The organism is Acinetobacter sp. Ac8, assembly GCF_055392545.1.
This window is the reverse complement of record NZ_AP043689.1, coordinates 3,292,414-3,307,589: the sequence shown is the minus strand read 5'-3', so window position 1 is coordinate 3,307,589 and position 15,176 is coordinate 3,292,414. Positions and strand designations below refer to the sequence as shown.

General features: G+C 37.9%; 24 protein-coding genes and 1 tRNA gene. All 25 read left to right on the top strand.

Annotation, left to right across the window (positions count from 1 at the left end):
• The 25 genes from ACZ5QH_RS15730 to ACZ5QH_RS15610 all read left to right on the top strand — a co-directional run bounded on the left by ACZ5QH_RS15730 (nt 1) and on the right by ACZ5QH_RS15610 (nt 15,108).
• Nucleotides 1-393, top strand: a complete 393-nt coding sequence (locus ACZ5QH_RS15730) for a DUF1064 domain-containing protein (protein ID WP_464016802.1) — start codon at nt 1-3, stop codon at nt 391-393.
• Nucleotides 394-402: 9 nt separating this feature from the next.
• A complete protein-coding gene (locus ACZ5QH_RS15725) occupies nt 403-957 on the top strand; it encodes a hypothetical protein (RefSeq protein WP_464016739.1) in 555 nt (184 codons plus the stop codon).
• A 207-nt stretch (nt 958-1,164) separates the two neighbouring features.
• A complete protein-coding gene (locus ACZ5QH_RS15720; protein ID WP_105713174.1) occupies nt 1,165-1,377 on the top strand; it encodes a hypothetical protein in 213 nt (70 codons plus the stop codon).
• A 36-nt stretch (nt 1,378-1,413) separates the two neighbouring features.
• Nucleotides 1,414-1,587 carry a hypothetical protein gene (locus ACZ5QH_RS15715; RefSeq protein ID WP_464016738.1) on the top strand — a complete coding sequence of 58 codons (174 nt, stop codon included), beginning with the start codon at nt 1,414-1,416 and terminating at the stop codon, nt 1,585-1,587.
• A 30-nt stretch (nt 1,588-1,617) separates the two neighbouring features.
• A tRNA-Arg gene (locus ACZ5QH_RS15710) sits at nt 1,618-1,694 on the top strand.
• A 231-nt stretch (nt 1,695-1,925) separates the two neighbouring features.
• The gene (locus tag ACZ5QH_RS15705) at nt 1,926-2,168 is read left to right on the top strand and encodes a hypothetical protein (RefSeq protein ID WP_423854115.1); all 243 of its coding nucleotides are present in this window, start codon (nt 1,926-1,928) and stop codon (nt 2,166-2,168) included.
• Nucleotides 2,169-2,505: 337 nt separating this feature from the next.
• A complete protein-coding gene (locus ACZ5QH_RS15700; RefSeq protein ID WP_464016737.1) occupies nt 2,506-2,688 on the top strand; it encodes a hypothetical protein in 183 nt (60 codons plus the stop codon).
• A 225-nt stretch (nt 2,689-2,913) separates the two neighbouring features.
• The gene (locus tag ACZ5QH_RS15695) at nt 2,914-3,141 is read left to right on the top strand and encodes a hypothetical protein (protein ID WP_419820069.1); all 228 of its coding nucleotides are present in this window, start codon (nt 2,914-2,916) and stop codon (nt 3,139-3,141) included.
• Between the two features lie 41 nt (nt 3,142-3,182).
• Nucleotides 3,183-3,671, top strand: a complete 489-nt coding sequence (locus ACZ5QH_RS15690) for a terminase small subunit (protein ID WP_464016736.1) — start codon at nt 3,183-3,185, stop codon at nt 3,669-3,671.
• A 12-nt stretch (nt 3,672-3,683) separates the two neighbouring features.
• Nucleotides 3,684-4,931 (top strand): PBSX family phage terminase large subunit, encoded by a 1,248-nt coding sequence (locus tag ACZ5QH_RS15685; protein WP_464016735.1) that lies wholly within the window; start codon nt 3,684-3,686, stop codon nt 4,929-4,931.
• Between the two features lie 7 nt (nt 4,932-4,938).
• Nucleotides 4,939-6,387: a phage portal protein family protein gene (locus ACZ5QH_RS15680; protein WP_464016734.1), complete on the top strand. Its 1,449-nt coding sequence runs from the start codon at nt 4,939-4,941 to the stop codon at nt 6,385-6,387.
• Between the two features lie 5 nt (nt 6,388-6,392).
• Nucleotides 6,393-7,637 carry a phage head morphogenesis protein gene (locus ACZ5QH_RS15675; protein ID WP_464016733.1) on the top strand — a complete coding sequence of 415 codons (1,245 nt, stop codon included), beginning with the start codon at nt 6,393-6,395 and terminating at the stop codon, nt 7,635-7,637.
• Between the two features lie 60 nt (nt 7,638-7,697).
• Nucleotides 7,698-8,084, top strand: coding sequence for a hypothetical protein (locus tag ACZ5QH_RS15670; RefSeq protein ID WP_315077119.1), 387 nt, complete (start codon nt 7,698-7,700; stop codon nt 8,082-8,084).
• 52 nt (nt 8,085-8,136) lie between these two features.
• A complete protein-coding gene (locus ACZ5QH_RS15665) occupies nt 8,137-9,051 on the top strand; it encodes a hypothetical protein (RefSeq protein WP_464016732.1) in 915 nt (304 codons plus the stop codon).
• Between the two features lie 12 nt (nt 9,052-9,063).
• The gene (locus ACZ5QH_RS15660) at nt 9,064-9,420 is read left to right on the top strand and encodes a hypothetical protein (RefSeq protein ID WP_464016731.1); all 357 of its coding nucleotides are present in this window, start codon (nt 9,064-9,066) and stop codon (nt 9,418-9,420) included.
• 9 nt (nt 9,421-9,429) lie between these two features.
• Nucleotides 9,430-10,410: a major capsid protein gene (locus ACZ5QH_RS15655; RefSeq protein ID WP_315077111.1), complete on the top strand. Its 981-nt coding sequence runs from the start codon at nt 9,430-9,432 to the stop codon at nt 10,408-10,410.
• 8 nt (nt 10,411-10,418) lie between these two features.
• On the top strand, nt 10,419-10,853 hold the full coding sequence (locus ACZ5QH_RS15650) for a gp436 family protein (protein ID WP_005030325.1): 435 nt from the start codon (nt 10,419-10,421) through the stop codon (nt 10,851-10,853).
• A 2-nt stretch (nt 10,854-10,855) separates the two neighbouring features.
• Complete coding sequence (locus tag ACZ5QH_RS15645; RefSeq protein ID WP_464016730.1) at nt 10,856-11,356, top strand: phage virion morphogenesis protein; 501 nt, start codon at nt 10,856-10,858, stop codon at nt 11,354-11,356.
• A complete protein-coding gene (locus ACZ5QH_RS15640; RefSeq protein ID WP_464016729.1) occupies nt 11,343-11,798 on the top strand; it encodes a phage tail terminator protein in 456 nt (151 codons plus the stop codon). Before ACZ5QH_RS15645 ends, ACZ5QH_RS15640 begins: the two co-directional genes overlap by 14 nt.
• A gap of 2 nt (nt 11,799-11,800) precedes the next feature.
• A complete protein-coding gene (locus tag ACZ5QH_RS15635) occupies nt 11,801-11,965 on the top strand; it encodes a hypothetical protein (RefSeq protein WP_464016803.1) in 165 nt (54 codons plus the stop codon).
• Nucleotides 11,958-12,692, top strand: a complete 735-nt coding sequence (locus ACZ5QH_RS15630; RefSeq protein WP_464016728.1) for a phage tail tube protein — start codon at nt 11,958-11,960, stop codon at nt 12,690-12,692. The genes ACZ5QH_RS15635 and ACZ5QH_RS15630 overlap by 8 nt, the downstream gene beginning before the upstream one ends.
• A 63-nt stretch (nt 12,693-12,755) precedes the next feature.
• Complete coding sequence (locus ACZ5QH_RS15625; RefSeq protein WP_464016727.1) at nt 12,756-13,310, top strand: hypothetical protein; 555 nt, start codon at nt 12,756-12,758, stop codon at nt 13,308-13,310.
• A gap of 60 nt (nt 13,311-13,370) precedes the next feature.
• The gene (locus tag ACZ5QH_RS15620; RefSeq protein WP_314340995.1) at nt 13,371-13,655 is read left to right on the top strand and encodes a hypothetical protein; all 285 of its coding nucleotides are present in this window, start codon (nt 13,371-13,373) and stop codon (nt 13,653-13,655) included.
• Nucleotides 13,656-13,693: 38 nt separating this feature from the next.
• Nucleotides 13,694-14,293, top strand: coding sequence for a hypothetical protein (locus tag ACZ5QH_RS15615; RefSeq protein WP_419310306.1), 600 nt, complete (start codon nt 13,694-13,696; stop codon nt 14,291-14,293).
• Between the two features lie 278 nt (nt 14,294-14,571).
• Nucleotides 14,572-15,108 carry an antA/AntB antirepressor family protein gene (locus tag ACZ5QH_RS15610; protein WP_314340998.1) on the top strand — a complete coding sequence of 179 codons (537 nt, stop codon included), beginning with the start codon at nt 14,572-14,574 and terminating at the stop codon, nt 15,106-15,108.
• The last annotated feature ends 68 nt before the right edge of the window (nt 15,109-15,176 follow it).

Genomic DNA, 15,176 nt, shown 5'->3' with positions numbered 1-15,176 from the left:
ATGCAAATCCCTAAAGGGTGGCAGACGCAGTCGAAGCCTGTGGCAAGATCAATACAACCAAAATACAAGAACAAGACTGTCGAATGTGATGGTCTTAAGTTCGATTCAATCAAAGAAGCTAGACGTTATCGAGAACTTAAAATTCTTGAGCGTGCAGGGGAAATCAGAGAGCTACAGACGCAACACGCGTTTGTACTCGCTGAGTCGGTCAGATTTAGCAATGAACCACGTAAGAAGCCAGCACTTCGTTATGTAGCTGATTTTGTATATATCAAAAATGGGTGCCAAGTCGTTGAAGATGTCAAAAGTAAGATTTCGAGAAGTCTTGCTGAGTATCGAATCAAAAAGCATCTGATGATGTCAGTGCATGGGATAGAGATTTTAGAGGTTTAAGGGGCAATTATGAACGCAGTAGCAGAGAAGTTTGAACAATTCGAGTGGTTGACTCATGGCATCACTGCTAAGTCACCGCAATTCAATGATGAGACAAAAGGCACAGGAGAGAAACCTTTGGACTATCAAGATCGCTTGGGTGCTATTGCGAGCATGGAAACCCAGTTAGAAAAGTCAGTAACATCTCTAATCATCTATGGTGAAAATGCCAAGAGTGACTATGAGTTTATCCGTAATCATTTGGCTAAAATTATGATGAATGGAGCTTATGAAGATAAACGTCGTGAGCCAGAGCATATTGCGATTTATCATTTATCTTGGCTAGTTGCAGGCATGGTTATAACGTTTGCAATGGATCCTGAGCATGAGAGCAATTTCACGGCCAAGGGTAGATTACATTTAGCTGCTGGTGTTAAGTCTTATCAGATGACGCTGAAAGCTTATGATTCGACATGGAAGCGTTACGAAAATATGATGATTATAGCTTTAGAAACTTCCATTAAATGTGCTGCGGAAGCGGTTGAAAAGTACAGAAAAAATACTTACAAAGAATATAAAGTGTAAGGCTAGTAAAATTTTCCTGACTAAGGTATAGTTTTTATATACTGGTCGTATTACGGTTCATCCGAGACCAAACAGTTTTGATTTCCATACCCACCTACTCCAATACGTGGGTATTTTTTTGTCTGGACAATATTAAGCTCATTTTTAGTGGGCTTTTTGCTTTTCTGAAATTAGTCTATGCTATGGAAAAACTCAGAGTGTAGTTCAATGAATATTGATGTTCTTCTGAAGGAAATAGAAAGGCTTGAGGCTGAAAATAAAAAGCTATCAGAAATAGCAATTAATGCCACTGAAAGCCTTAGAGCTGCTAATGATTTGGCTGAAAGCTATCAAGCAATGTTTGATGATTTATTTCAATTCATTAAGACTCAGTATGATGTAGAGTTCACAATGGAAGATATACCAAAGAATTTAAGCTAATAAGTGCTAAACTCCCACCGATAAATAGGAAAACACATGAATATTTGCATCGGTGGCGAACAGAACGGACAAGTTGTAGAGAAAAGCCCGAACGATTACTTTCAACAGTCAATCATAATTGGCGACAAGACTTATAAGTTTTGGTTTTCAGATAAAGTAAGTTTTCATGATGCGTTTGTCGAAGCTGAGAAGCTGGCAAGGCAGGGTTAAAATAAAGGACGCTTAGGCGTCCTTTTTTATGCGCCATTAGCTCAACTGGATAGAGCATGGGTTTTCTATACCAATGGTTGTAGGTTCGAGCCCTACATGGCGTGCCATATTCTAAGGAGAACAACATGCTCCGAATCAAACAAATCTTTTGCAGACACGTTTGGGAGTATTCAGATTTCTTTACTGTGAAAGAGTGTCGGAAGTGTGGGAAGGTTAAGTCTAATATATATTGATATATATAAATATATATAAAACAGCAACATACATTAAAATTAAAGTTGATATGACCTTTGAATTAGTATAAATTGACTGAATATTAATTGATCAAGGTAATGGTTATGAACAACCAGCAAGTCAATACATTGGCAAATGAAATTCTAAGTCAAACTGTAAATCATCTTATTGTTAACCCCAATATGATTATTGAAGATGAAAGGATTTTACGTGATAGTCCTTTTATTATGTTGGATGCAATTGGAATTGCGAGCAAGATTATTTGTGAGCATGGATTTTCTTTTGAGGCTAAGATTGATTCCTCAAAGCAAATTCCAATAATCAAATATCGAGTTTTCAAGAAATGATATTTATTAAATAGAACCCCACACTGTTGGGGTTTTTTAATGCCTAGAGGAAAGTGGGATGATTAAAAGACTAATAAGAATGATCTTCTGCAAACATGATTATAGGTTTAAAAGAACGATTCATGGAGATGAAATAATTTATTTGGGCTATGTAAGAAGTGAATGGGTTTGTAATAAATGTGAAAAGCGTGAATACAGTAAGGCGCTGGATAAGCTGGAGTGATATTCAAATAGGCATTATGGTTCTTGTTCGTGCTGTTGGTCAGCAAACAAGCCTATAACCTTTAGCTACGTTTCCTTTGCCCCGAAAGGGGTTTTTTTTGTCTTGGAGAAAGCCATGCGCTTAGGTCGAATTGTATTAGTAGCATTGGGTATGAGCGCAGCGTTTGCCGAGCCTGCGCAGAGAAGTGTAAGTGATTGGGATTCAATCAAATGGCGAGAACCAGTAAAAGGCAAATCAAAACCCAATAAGATCAGCCAAGCCAAAAGACGTAAGTATAAACGTCAAGGTCGGTTGTGATGGACAGAACCGAAGCACTAAGCAATCTTAAGCGGTACGAATCAGAGATCAGTAAATATCAAAGCCTATCTCGTGGTCTGATGACTCGTGATGAAATGATTGTTATTGATCGAAAGATTAGTCAGTTAAAAGATAGATCAAAAGCTATTAGAGGTATGTTGAGTGATTGATCTTACTTGGATAAGTTGATAATTTATTGTTTCTAAATTAATTATAGAGATAATAATGGCACACAGAGAAACGAAACTAACAAATGCCGAATCAGAAACAGGTAAGCAGAACAAATATTTAGTCACCTACTTGGTTGATAAGTCAGAAGACCTAGAGGATCGAGTGAGGGATGTAACTTATAACCCTTTATTTGTGGAAATTAACGGTGAAGATATTAGGGTTTTTGAAAATAGCTTTGTAGATCCTAGAGATAATCTAAAATATAAGCTTCTTATTTGGTAAAACAAGCCTCCTCCAGGAGGTTTTTTATTGGAGATTCCTTTATGGGAGATATAGAGCTTCCGAAAGGGAGTGAGCCACTAGCAAATCAGCAACATGAAAATTTAGCTCAAGCCTATGTTGAGACTGCAAACAAGAAAAAAGCAGGGGAAAAGGCAGGCTACACAGATAAATCAAATGCATTTCGAGCCATTTTAAGACCTGATGTTCAAGAGCGTATTAAGTTTCTACAAGAAGAACGGGCGGAAGAGCTTGGGATTGATGCTTATTATGTTTTAAAAAGCCTCAAGTCTGTTGCTGAGCGTTGCATGCAATCGGAAGAAGTATTGGATCGTGATGGTTTCCCAGTTTTGGTAGAAGGTCCCGATGGCAATGTGGCTCCACAATACAAGTTTGACCAAAGTGGTGCTAACAAATCACTTGAATTGATGATGAAGCATCTAGGCATGTTGAGCGAGAAAGTGAAGCATGAGCATACGGGCGCTGATGGTAAGGATTTAGAAATCAAAGTAATTCGTGAGTTTATTGATTAGCAGGGGTATAACGTGGAGCTAAAAATTAAAACTCCACGTTGGGCTAAACCTTGGTTCAAAGTAGCTCGTTACAAAGGTGTGCATGGTGGACGTGGTTCGGGAAAGTCTCATTTTGTTGCTGAGCAATTAGTTGAAGAATGTGTAATTGATAAAAATTTACGTGCAGTTTGCATTCGTGAAATTCAAAAATCTATCAAATATTCCAGCAAACAATTAATCGAAGACAAAATCAAAGCACTTGGTGTTGAGCATTTATTTGATTGCCAAAGGGACTTGATTAAAAGAATTGGCGGTGACGGTGTAATTCTATTTCAGGGTATGCAAGATCACACTGCAGACTCAATTAAGTCTTTAGAGGGATTTAAAGTAGCGTGGATTGAGGAAGCTAATCGCTTATCAGCAAAGTCCTTGCGATTATTGCGACCAACAATGCGTGCTGAAGGGGCTCAAATCTGGGCTTCTTGGAATCCAGAATCAAAAGATGATCCTGTAGATGATTTTCTAAGGGGTGAATTTGCACCTGAAAGCGCTATTGTTATTGAAGTTAACATTACAGATAACCCATTTGCTCCACAAACATTACTTGATGAATATAACGAGGATCGCAAAAGAGCGATTCGTATGCAGAAGTCGGGTGATGATAATGCTTGGGCTATGTTTGAGCATATCTGGCATGGTTCATATCTTGAGTTTAGCCAGGCAATTGTATTCTCTGGGCGTTATGTGGTTGATGAATTTGAACCAGACCCAAGCTGGACTGAAATCTATTACGGATCGGATTGGGGATTTGCACAGGATCCAACTACCTTAAATAGATTCTTTATCAGCAACAGAAAATTATACATTCGAAATGAAGCGCATCAAATTGGATGTGAGATTGATCACTTGCCAAAACTTTTTGATGAGGTTCCCGATTCAAGAAAACACAAAATCCGAGCAGATTGTTCCAGACCAGAAACGATCAGTTATATGAAGCGCCAAGGCTTCAAGATTGAAGCTGCTTCGAAATGGGCTGGTTCGATTGAAGATGGTGTGACATTCATTAAAGGCTTTGATCAAATCATTATTCATCCTGACTGCCCTGAAACAGCTAAAGAGTTCAAATTGTATTCATACAAGATGAATAAAGCAGGGGATATTCTTCCTGAAATCTTAGACATGAACAACCATCATATTGATGGTATTCGTTATGGTTTAGAGCCTCTAATCAAGGGCAGAAGACGAGCAAAACCAAAGGGCGCAGGCTCAAGAACATATTGAGGAAATTATGGCAAAGTCAAAAAAAGACAAGGTAAAGAATAAGGCTTTGTCTGGCGGTTCTCTAAATACTCATGAGGCTGTTACTCAATTCTTTAATAATATAGGGCGTCTACCTGATATTGATAAAACACTTCGTAAGGCTGGCATTCAACGTCACAACCTTGATGTATTGCTTGATGATGATGAGATTGGGCAGGCAACTGAGACAAGATTAGATGCCTTGCTTGCTACTCCATTTCGCATTGAGCCAAGCGATACTCCTGAAGCTGTGTATCTAATGCAAGAGATGCAAGAGTGGTTTAGCGAGATTGCTACAAGCTCATTGAACGCCTTGTTTTTTGGTTATTCAGTTCAAGAAGCCAATTGGGATTATAAAGATGGCTACATTGGTCTAACTTGGATTGGCGAAAAGCCTATGGAGTGGTTTGAGCCAAAGAATGATGGACGATTAATATATCGACCTGATTCAACAGGTGTAGAACGAGAAATAGACCAAACTATTAAATTCTTTTTAACCCGAAGAAAGGCAACGTATAAGCAGCCGTATGGCAAAGCGTTATTATCAACTTTGTATTGGTTATTCTTCTTTAAACAAAATGGGTTTAAGTTTTGGGCGAAGTTCCTTGAGCGTTTTGGTACACCAATATTGCTTGGTAAGGTTGCTGATGGCGAGGATGGTGATATTGATGCAATGAACAATGCGTTGCTATCAGCACACGCACAATCAGTAATTTCTATTGATGCTGGTGATGATGTTCAAATTCTAAGTAATGCTCAAGGTAATGCCGGTGCTGCTTTCGATACTTTTCACACTGTAATTTTGCGTCAAATTCAAAAGTTAATTTTAGGGCAAACACTTACAAGTGGTACGGATGGTAATGGTTCAAGGGCTTTAGGTTTGGTCCATGAGAATGTCAGAAAAGATAAACTTAAATCTGATATTCGACTTGTAACACCAACACTTCAAATGATTATCAATGCAATGTGCACCCTGAATGAGTGGTCACACCATAAAATCATTATTGGTGATGACAAGGCGCTCAATGAAGCACAAGCAAAACGAGATGTTGATCTTAAAAACTCAGGTGCTGAATTCACAAATCAATATTTCACGCGTGAATATGGCTTGCAAGATGGTGATTTGAAAGATTCACAGCAATTACCAAGTCAATTTACAGCGATTCCGAAAACAGCCTTTAGTTTCGCAGCTACAGTCAATAAGACTAATCAAGGCCAGCAAGAAATTGATAGTTTGATTAAAGTGCAAAGCTCTACGCTATTGAGTGATTCAGATATCGAAAAGATTGTTGAAAATTCAAACTCCCAAGATGAGTTGATGCAAAATCTCTACTCAGCAAGCAAAGGCGCAACTTTAGATGAGTTTGAAATCAATCTTGCAAAGGCTTTGTTTAAAGCTGATGTAATAGGGTATGTGCAGGCAAACAAAGGGGGGTAACTGTGGTGGATTATAGTTCTTCTCTTGAGTATGCCAGAAATCGCAAAGTGGTTTTGCCTGATGAGTTTTACACCATGGATCTTCACGCAAGGTCCAATGCCTCCACAATCAGTCGATTAGCTTCACTTGAGCAGATTAAAACAGTACTTAACTTAGCAACCAAATCCATTGAAAGTGGCAGTACATTCAATGATTTTAAAAAGCAAGTTGAAGAAAAGGGTATTGAGCTTTCTGATCATCATTTAGCAAATGTGTATAGAACCAATATTCAGAATGCTTATGCCTATGGTCGGTGGTTAGAACAGCAAGGAAACAAGGAGTCACGTCCTTATTTGCGTTATTCAGCGATCATTGATAAACGCACTAGACCTACTCATTTAGCATTGAACGACATAATTCGTCATATTGATGATGATTTTTGGAATAAACACTATCCGCCGAATGGTTTTCAGTGTCGTTGCACAGTTGAATCATTGACTGAAAAAATGGCTGATCGAATTGGTATTACACCAGATGATCAATTGGTTGATTTGCCCAAAAACAAATATGATTGGGATTATCATCCATTTAAGCAAAATACTTACTTAAATGAAGTGATTGATCAGAAATTAGGTGATCCATTTATCAATCATACAGAGGCGCAAGAGCTCTTAAAGATCAAAGATGACGCGATCATTGAGCAGTCTGCTAATAAATCTGTAATTGATGCCTTAAAGCCACTTGATGCTTCAAATAAAAAGACTTTGGATGAAGCTATTTCTAAACTTGATGTGAGCCCGAGTGATGCTCGTATTACATTTGAGTTTGCACAGGATGAGGAGTCATTATCTGAGCTAGCTAGTGAAGCTTTAATTCGAAAAACACATGACAAGAAATCAAACTCAATTTGGAACAAGATTTCTAAGGCCTTTGATTCTATTTTAAGTAAGGCTAAAAACTTAAAGAATAAGCTTACAGGTAACTCTATCAAAGGTTTTGATTCATTCAATTTGCAGAAGGGTAATGTGATTGGTATTCAAACGCCCACATTATTTAAAAACGCAGAGAGCGCAGGCAAAACGATCACTATCTTAGATATGAAAGGCCATGCAATTGATCTATCTAAAATTCAAGGTTTAGATGGTGCATTATTGGCACCTGATTTGAATTTGCAAGTCGTTGATGTGACAAGTGAATCTATCATTCTCAAGCGTACTGAAGAGAAAGCGACTCGGTTATTTATAGCCCGAAATACAATATACAGTGTTTAAATTATTGAAAATTCAAGACCACCTTAACAGGTGGTTTTTTATTAACAAAGGAGTTCAGATATGCGAGTTTCAGGAAATGGTGACGCAGGTAGTGTCAAAGTGAAAGAAGGCGCTAAATTACCCAAATTTATCCGTACCATTACAGTGGAAACAGTTAAGGAAGAGCAAGAAATTCGCTTGTTTCTAACAGGGGCTTTAAAGGCTGATAACGAAGGTTGTTATGCACTTGCACGTAGCTTAGAAGATTTTGAGTCTGATTTAATTAATCATCATTTAATACAAAGTTCTAATACTTGTAATGGTTCAAATAGTGTTAGTCAAAACTTAGATGATAAATTAAAAATTGTGGAGTCTTTAACAACAGCATTGAACTATGGTGAAAATATTGGCGATACCAACAGAAAATTATTATCTGAAAAACTGAAATCTGTAGTTGAGAGCCTTTAAAGCTAAGCAAACAAACAACCACCTTCGGGTGGTTTTTTTTGGAGCATGAAAAATGCAACAGGAAGAAAACGAAAGCATCAAGTTTCAATTTACGGCCTTAAATACCGCCATATCTGTAAGTGGTGAAGATGAAAAAAGCCGACGCAAGTTTGATGCTGAAGTGTATAGCGGTGGTCGGATAGATAACCACTATTACTGGGGGCGCAGCGGTGTTGTTATTGATCTTCAGAACATTCAACTAAAACCAAAAATTGGTTTGGTAGAAGAGCATTTTGGTGGTCTACGCATTGGTGTTGCGACCTCATTTGATATTTCTAATAAGTTTCAGGCTCAAGGTTATTTTCTAAAAAATAAGAAAGCCCAAGAAATTGTTGCAGATATTGATGATGAATACCCATTCCAAATGTCTTGGTGGGCTGACCCTGAAAGCATTGAAGAAATTTCAGCAGGTAAGACTGTATTCGTGAATGGGCAAGAGTTTACTGGTCCATTGCATGTTTTCAGAAATGTACGCGTGCATGAAATCACTATCTGTGGAATTGGCGCAGATACTCAAACATCAATCCAAGCCTTTTCAGCTAAATCAAATTTAATTCAACAAGAGGACACAAATGTGGACTTAGAACAAGCCAAAGCTCGCATTGCTGAGCAAGATATTGAACTTGCAGCTCTAAAGCAGCAGTTAACTCAGTTTGCGGCAGATAAGCGCAATGACGCGATTGCAGCACTTGCCAAAGATGTTGGTAAAGAATTTACAGATGACGAAGTTAAGGAAATGAAGGAGCTTGATGAAAAAGCTTTTGCATTCTCTGCAACTCAGCTGCGTAAATTTTCAACAAAAACTGAACCACAAAAACAACCACTTCCATCTTGGATGAAAGAACATCAAGCGGATGGTGGTAATCAAAATCAATTCAATGCAGGTCAGCCTAAATCTCTAGCTGATATGGCAGCATCTCGAAAATAAGGTGAATACAAAATGGTTAAAACAGTAGAAAAAGCTGGTGTGACATCTGACTGGTTGGCTTGGGAGCTTGAGGGGAATCATCGTCCAAGTCGTGAAAATGTAAGCGTAGCAGCTAGCCAAGACATTAAAGATGGTCAGCCAGTATCTTTCAATGCTTCGGGTGATGCAATTGCCTTTACAGGTGAAGGTGCTGTGGTTGGTATTTGCATTGGTGGGGTTAAGACTGCTGCAGGAAAGGGCAAAGGCGTAATCCTTGCGCATCAATCTCGAATTGTGCCTGAAAAACTCACAAATGTTGAAGCGGATGATTTAGCAACAGTTGTTGCAGGTCTTAAAACACTTGGTATTACAGCTGTTCGTTCAGCATAAGGTGAAGAAATGGATGAAATGATTTTTACAACAGAAGAATTAAGCGCAGCAATTACTAATTTGCCAACACGAATTGGTAATCCGAATGACATTAATTTGTTCCGCAGCATTCCAGGTACTACAAACAATTTCTCTGTGGAATTCTATGCAGAAAGTTCGATTTTAGTACCGACAACTGAATGGGGTGGTGTTGCACCTAAAAACTCAAGCGGAAAGCGTACTGCTAAGTCGTGGGTTATTCCTCACATGCCACTTGAAGACACAGTGCTTGCATCTGATGTGATTGGTGTACGTGCATTCGGTTCAACTGCTGCAGAAACAGTTCAAGGTAAAGTGCTTGATAAACTGCAAATGATGAAAAACAAAATCGACACAACCCTTGCTTATCGTCGCACCAAAGCAAAACAAGGTATTGTCTTGGATGCCGATGGTACAGTGATTGTTGATTACTACACCGACTTCGGTGTGACCGGTCAAACTGTAGATTTCGAACTTGGCACAGCAACCACAAACGTTTTGGCGAAGTGCCAAGATGTAATTGACCTCATCGAAGATGGTTTAGGCCAAGAACTCTATTCAACAGTTGAAGCTGAAGTGGATCGTCAATTTTATGATGCATTAACTTCACATAAAAACGTGAAAGAAGTCTTCTTAAACTGGTCTGCAGCTGAACAGCGTTTAGGTAAATCAAACACTTCTGGCTTTGAATTTGGCGGTATCAAATTCATTGTGAATCGCCAGAAAGTAGGTGATGTGCCTTTAATTGGCGTGAAAGAAGGTCACGCTTATCCGACTGGTACACAAGATGTATTCTTAAATGCTTTGGCACCTGCTGATTTCAATGAAACAGTAAATACTTCTGCTTTACCTTATTACGCAAAACAAGACACGAAAAAGTTTGATCGTGGTTTTGATTTGCATGTCCAGTCAAACCAATTGCCTGTGGTTGCTAAACCGAAAGCTTTGGTGAAATTAACCTCAACCAAATAAGGTGTGTTATGTACGCAAGCCGTGATGACATGGTGTTGCGTTACGGCTTGAATCACATCACTCAATTAGAAAGAAACCTCACTGAAAATGAATCAGTAGAATCCTATATACAAGATGCAACCGATATTGCCGATGGCTTCATTGGTGTGATGTATAAGGTTCCGCTAGAGTCACCGCCTAAAAATATAACAATTTATATCTGTGATATTGCTCGTTATCTTCTTCATCGACAAAACACAAATGAAGAAATAAGAAAGCGATATGAGGATGCTATTAGTTTTTTAAAGCGGGTTTCAGAAGGCAAAGCGACACTTCTAATTAAGAGTGAAGTGACACAAGAAGTAACACGACCCAAAAAGGTCAAAGCATCTGCGCCAATAGGTACTACTTATCGTGGTGGTGTATTTGGTGACGATGTTTTGAATAACATGCCGAGTATTTAACTATGGCTGACTCAATCCAAATGCATGGTCAGGAGAAGTTGCAAGAGTTTATGCGACGAGTCCTTGATCGTGTAGAAGACCCATCAAAGCTATGGCATGACATCTCAGACCTACTTGTTTTTAATGTTCAGCAACGAATAAAAACAGGCATTGGTACTGATGACAAACCTTGGAAAAAGTCATGGCGGGCGAAGATTCAGGGTGGACAGACTTTAAGAGACACCGGGCGATTGCATAATTCAATTTTCGCAAAAGTTCAGGGTAATAAAATATCTGTTGGTACAAATGTTAAATATGCACCTATCTTACATTTTGGTGGAACCATTAAGCCAAAATCAGGAAAGTATTTAGTATTTAGAACACCTATGGGTGGTTGGAGAAAGATCAAAGCTGTTTATATTCCACCTCGTCCGTATATGGGAATTTCTGTTGATGATTCACAAGAAATCCTCTTTGAAATTGAAGAATACTTATACAAGGTTTTAACAGATGCAAAACATTGATAATTATTTTGCGCTTGAAGACGATATTTTGAAGCGTATCAAAGCGGAAATACCAGAGGTTGAGGAAATCGTTACGCCATTCAGCGTGGATGATCTCTTTGAATCTATTGTAGGTGATGTGGGAATTGGCATTATTTATGTGGGTGATCGCATCTCTGATACATCGGGAGATGGCAAGGCAAATGCAATCTATCAACAATGGTTAATTGCGCTTGGTGTTTCGGATGCATCTGCTCAGCAAAGCGAGACATTGTCTATTCGTCAATTAGCTGATCCGTATATAAGGAAAATCCTCAGAGCTATGCAAGGCTATCAACCAGATATTGTGGGCTATAAACGCTTTCTACGTGTTGATGCTGGTGTACCTGTTGGAAAATCTACAACGTCAGGTCGTGCATTCTTCCCATTCTTATTTGAAGCACAAATGATTAAATCATGGTGACTATGAAAACATATAAAGCATTACAGCCTATAGGTCGTTTTGAAAAAGGCGATATTGTGGGTGGTCTTTCAGATGACCAAATTAAACGATTAGAAGCAGATAAGATCATTGAAGAAGTGAAGCCATCTGCGCAACCAAAACCAAAAGAGGTCAAAACAGATGGCTAAAAAATATATTTCGCTTCAAGGTAAGTTTTACTTATCTGAAATTGCGAATGGTGTTGCCGGCGGTATGCGTTATCTTGGTAACGTACCTGAATTCGAACTTGAAATCACTACAGACCAAGTTGAGCATCAAGAAAGCACATCAGGACAACGTACCACAGATTTTGTATTAACCAAGACAACAGGTGTGAATTTCAAAGGGCAGCTTGAAGAAGTGGATGAAGCAAATTTGCAATACATCTTGTCGGGTATGAAATCGGAAGTTGCCAGTGTTACAGTTGCGGATCAGGTACTTGGAACAATTAAAGCTGGTCAAGAAATCAAACTTGATGGCTACAACTTAACTCAAGTTTCTTTTAAAACTGGCTCAAGTACAATCGCAGCTGACAAATACACGCTTGATGCCGTGTTTGGTACGGTTACGTTCAATGAGTTAATTGCAGATCCAGTAACAGCCAGCTTTACCACAGGTGCTGTGAGTCATACAACGATCGCAAGTGAATTCAATAAAGAATACGAGTTGTTCTTTAAGGGAATTAATACTGCAACAGGTGAAAATATTGCTGTGCGACTATGGCGTACTAAAAAGTCGCCTGAAACCACTTTCCCATTGATTCATGAAGAACTAGGTCAATATGAAATCTCTGGTCAATCACTTTCTGACACTGAAAAAGGCTTAGATCCTACACTTGGTTTATATGGCCATGTTGTGACAATTCCAGCAGCATAATTAAGACAACAGGCACAGGGGCGCATAAGCGTCTTTTTTTGTGCCTGTTTTTGAGTAATTAAAATGAATGAATTCTTTTTAGCGTCTAATCGATCTGTATTTAAAGATGAAATTGAAATCCAACAAGTTCTGATGAAAGATTTTGATCAGTGGTCCGAATTTGCTGAACCAATTAGAATTATGTTCAATAATAATTTTAGTGATGAAGTATTTGTTCGTGTTTTTAAAAAACTTAAATTTCAAGTGATCATGGTTGCGTCTTTAGTAACAAATGTCTCAGACTTAGATCCTAAATTATTAGAAAATGAAGGTGAATTACTTGATTTATTTAAGAATCTGGTCGAAGTAAATCAAGCATATTTTAATCAAGAAAATAATAACAAAAATGATTCTAAAGAGAAGTACACCTGGTTTGATTCATTTCAGTACTTAATAAGTAAAGGGCATAGACATTTAGATATTTTAAATTATAGCTTTGGAGCATTTAAAGAGTATCTTAATGCAGCACAACGAAATGAAAGAAATACATTGTTAAGCATGGGGAATAGCTTGCGCGTTGCATATCATGCTGACAAAAATGGATATAACAAATATATCGATAGTATGAATAAAGGGTAATTTTCACATTGCACAACCTCAAAGCAATATATATTCTGTTCAAATAATGAGGGGAATATCATGAAAAAATTACTTTTAGCTTTTTTATTTTTAGCTTCTACCAATATATATGCTGCTACTGAAGCACAAAGTGTTAGATCATCAAATAGTTTTGTGAGTAAAGGTGATTCTCAGGGCAATATGATTCAAACACTAGGTAATCCTGAATCTTCTTATGAATATAAAACAAGGGATGCAAACGGGCGTTTAGCTTTTGCTACAGATTACCGCTATACGATTGATGGCGTAAGGTACACACTAACAGTTATTGGTGGGGTAATAACTAGAATTGTTTGGGAGCGTTGATTGTGGGTGTGAAGATTTGCAAATCTTGCAAAAAACCGATGAAGTCGACAGATACCAATTGTAGAACATGCGGAGCTGAATACAAAAACAATCCTATTATCCTGATCATAATATTAATTATTATCGTCACTGCAATCATATGGGCGGTATGGTCGAATTGGTCTCAGAAAAAGATTGAAAAAGAGAAAGCTCATAAAGCGGAGGTATCCGCTTATATCGATGTCTTGAAAAAATTAGATTTTTCTACTGATGAGGCAGATAAGATTGCTAACTTAAAGTACTCGAGTGATACTCATATTGGGAAGCTTGGTTTTTCAGAGTTAAAAGAGTATGTAGCATCATTTAATGATCAAAGAAAACTTTCAAATAATGTGATGAGGGTGGCTTTGGCGCAACCACTTTCGGAGTTGCAAAAAATAAAACGTGAAACGGAGTCTAAAAAATACACAGGATGTTTGGAGGCAAGCAAACTACTATATGTCAGCTCCATGGGTGCAACTAATGAGGCTTTACTAGCTTTTTTGGCTGATGGTAATAAAAGTGAAGATGAAATAACTTCTTTTTTTACCAAAAGTATACTTCAGGAAAAAGAGGCTGAAAAAGTACTTACCGAATGTGAAACTAAGAATTTGAACTAAATAGATAAAATCCAATAAAAGCACCCTAGGGTGCTTTTTTATTCTCTAAAACTTAAAAGTTGTAAACCGCACTATTACAACTAAAACAATTATAAAAACCCATTAACAAGATTTAAGATTTAACCAAGCGAAGCCGACCCAAAAAGTCGGCTTTTTTAATGCCTGAAATATGGCATCCAAGCCGACTAGGGTAGCTCCTGAAAGGAAGATGGTCGTTTCGACTACTCATTGCATCTTCTTGTTGGCTTTTTTTCTTTATGAGTAGTCGGAGCATATCAATGAATGCAATTGTAAAAATCGAAAATCAAACTCCATTTATAGAAGTTAAGTTAAATGGGAAAAATCAATTTGGTGTTAATGCGCGAGATATGCATCACTGGCTTGGTAGTAAGCAGGATTTCTCGACATGGATAAAACGTCGAATTGCAAAGTATAAATTTCAAGAAAATATTGATTATCTGATCCACCAAGTGGTGGAACAGGGTGCTAGTGGTGCAAAACACAAAACAGATTACATATTGTCAGTTGATATGGCAAAAGAACTCTCAATGGTTGAATGTACAGATCGTGGTCGTGAAGTTCGTCTGTATTACATTGAGCAAGAAGACATTGCCCGAAATCTTAAAGATGGAATGCAAGTGCGGATCGGTAAGCTTTCAGCACAGCTTGAATTAATTACACAAGGTTTATCTGAGGCAGGTCGTTTTCTTGTTGTTCATGGGAAACAAACTAAGCCAGCAATGATTAAAGAGCTAGATGACCTAATAAACGAAACACAGCAATCATTAGATTTAGAAAATAAAGATGATGTTTGAATAAACAGTTTACAAACCAACACCTCCTTAACGGAGGTTTTTTATTGCCTGCTAAAAAGTTGAGGAAT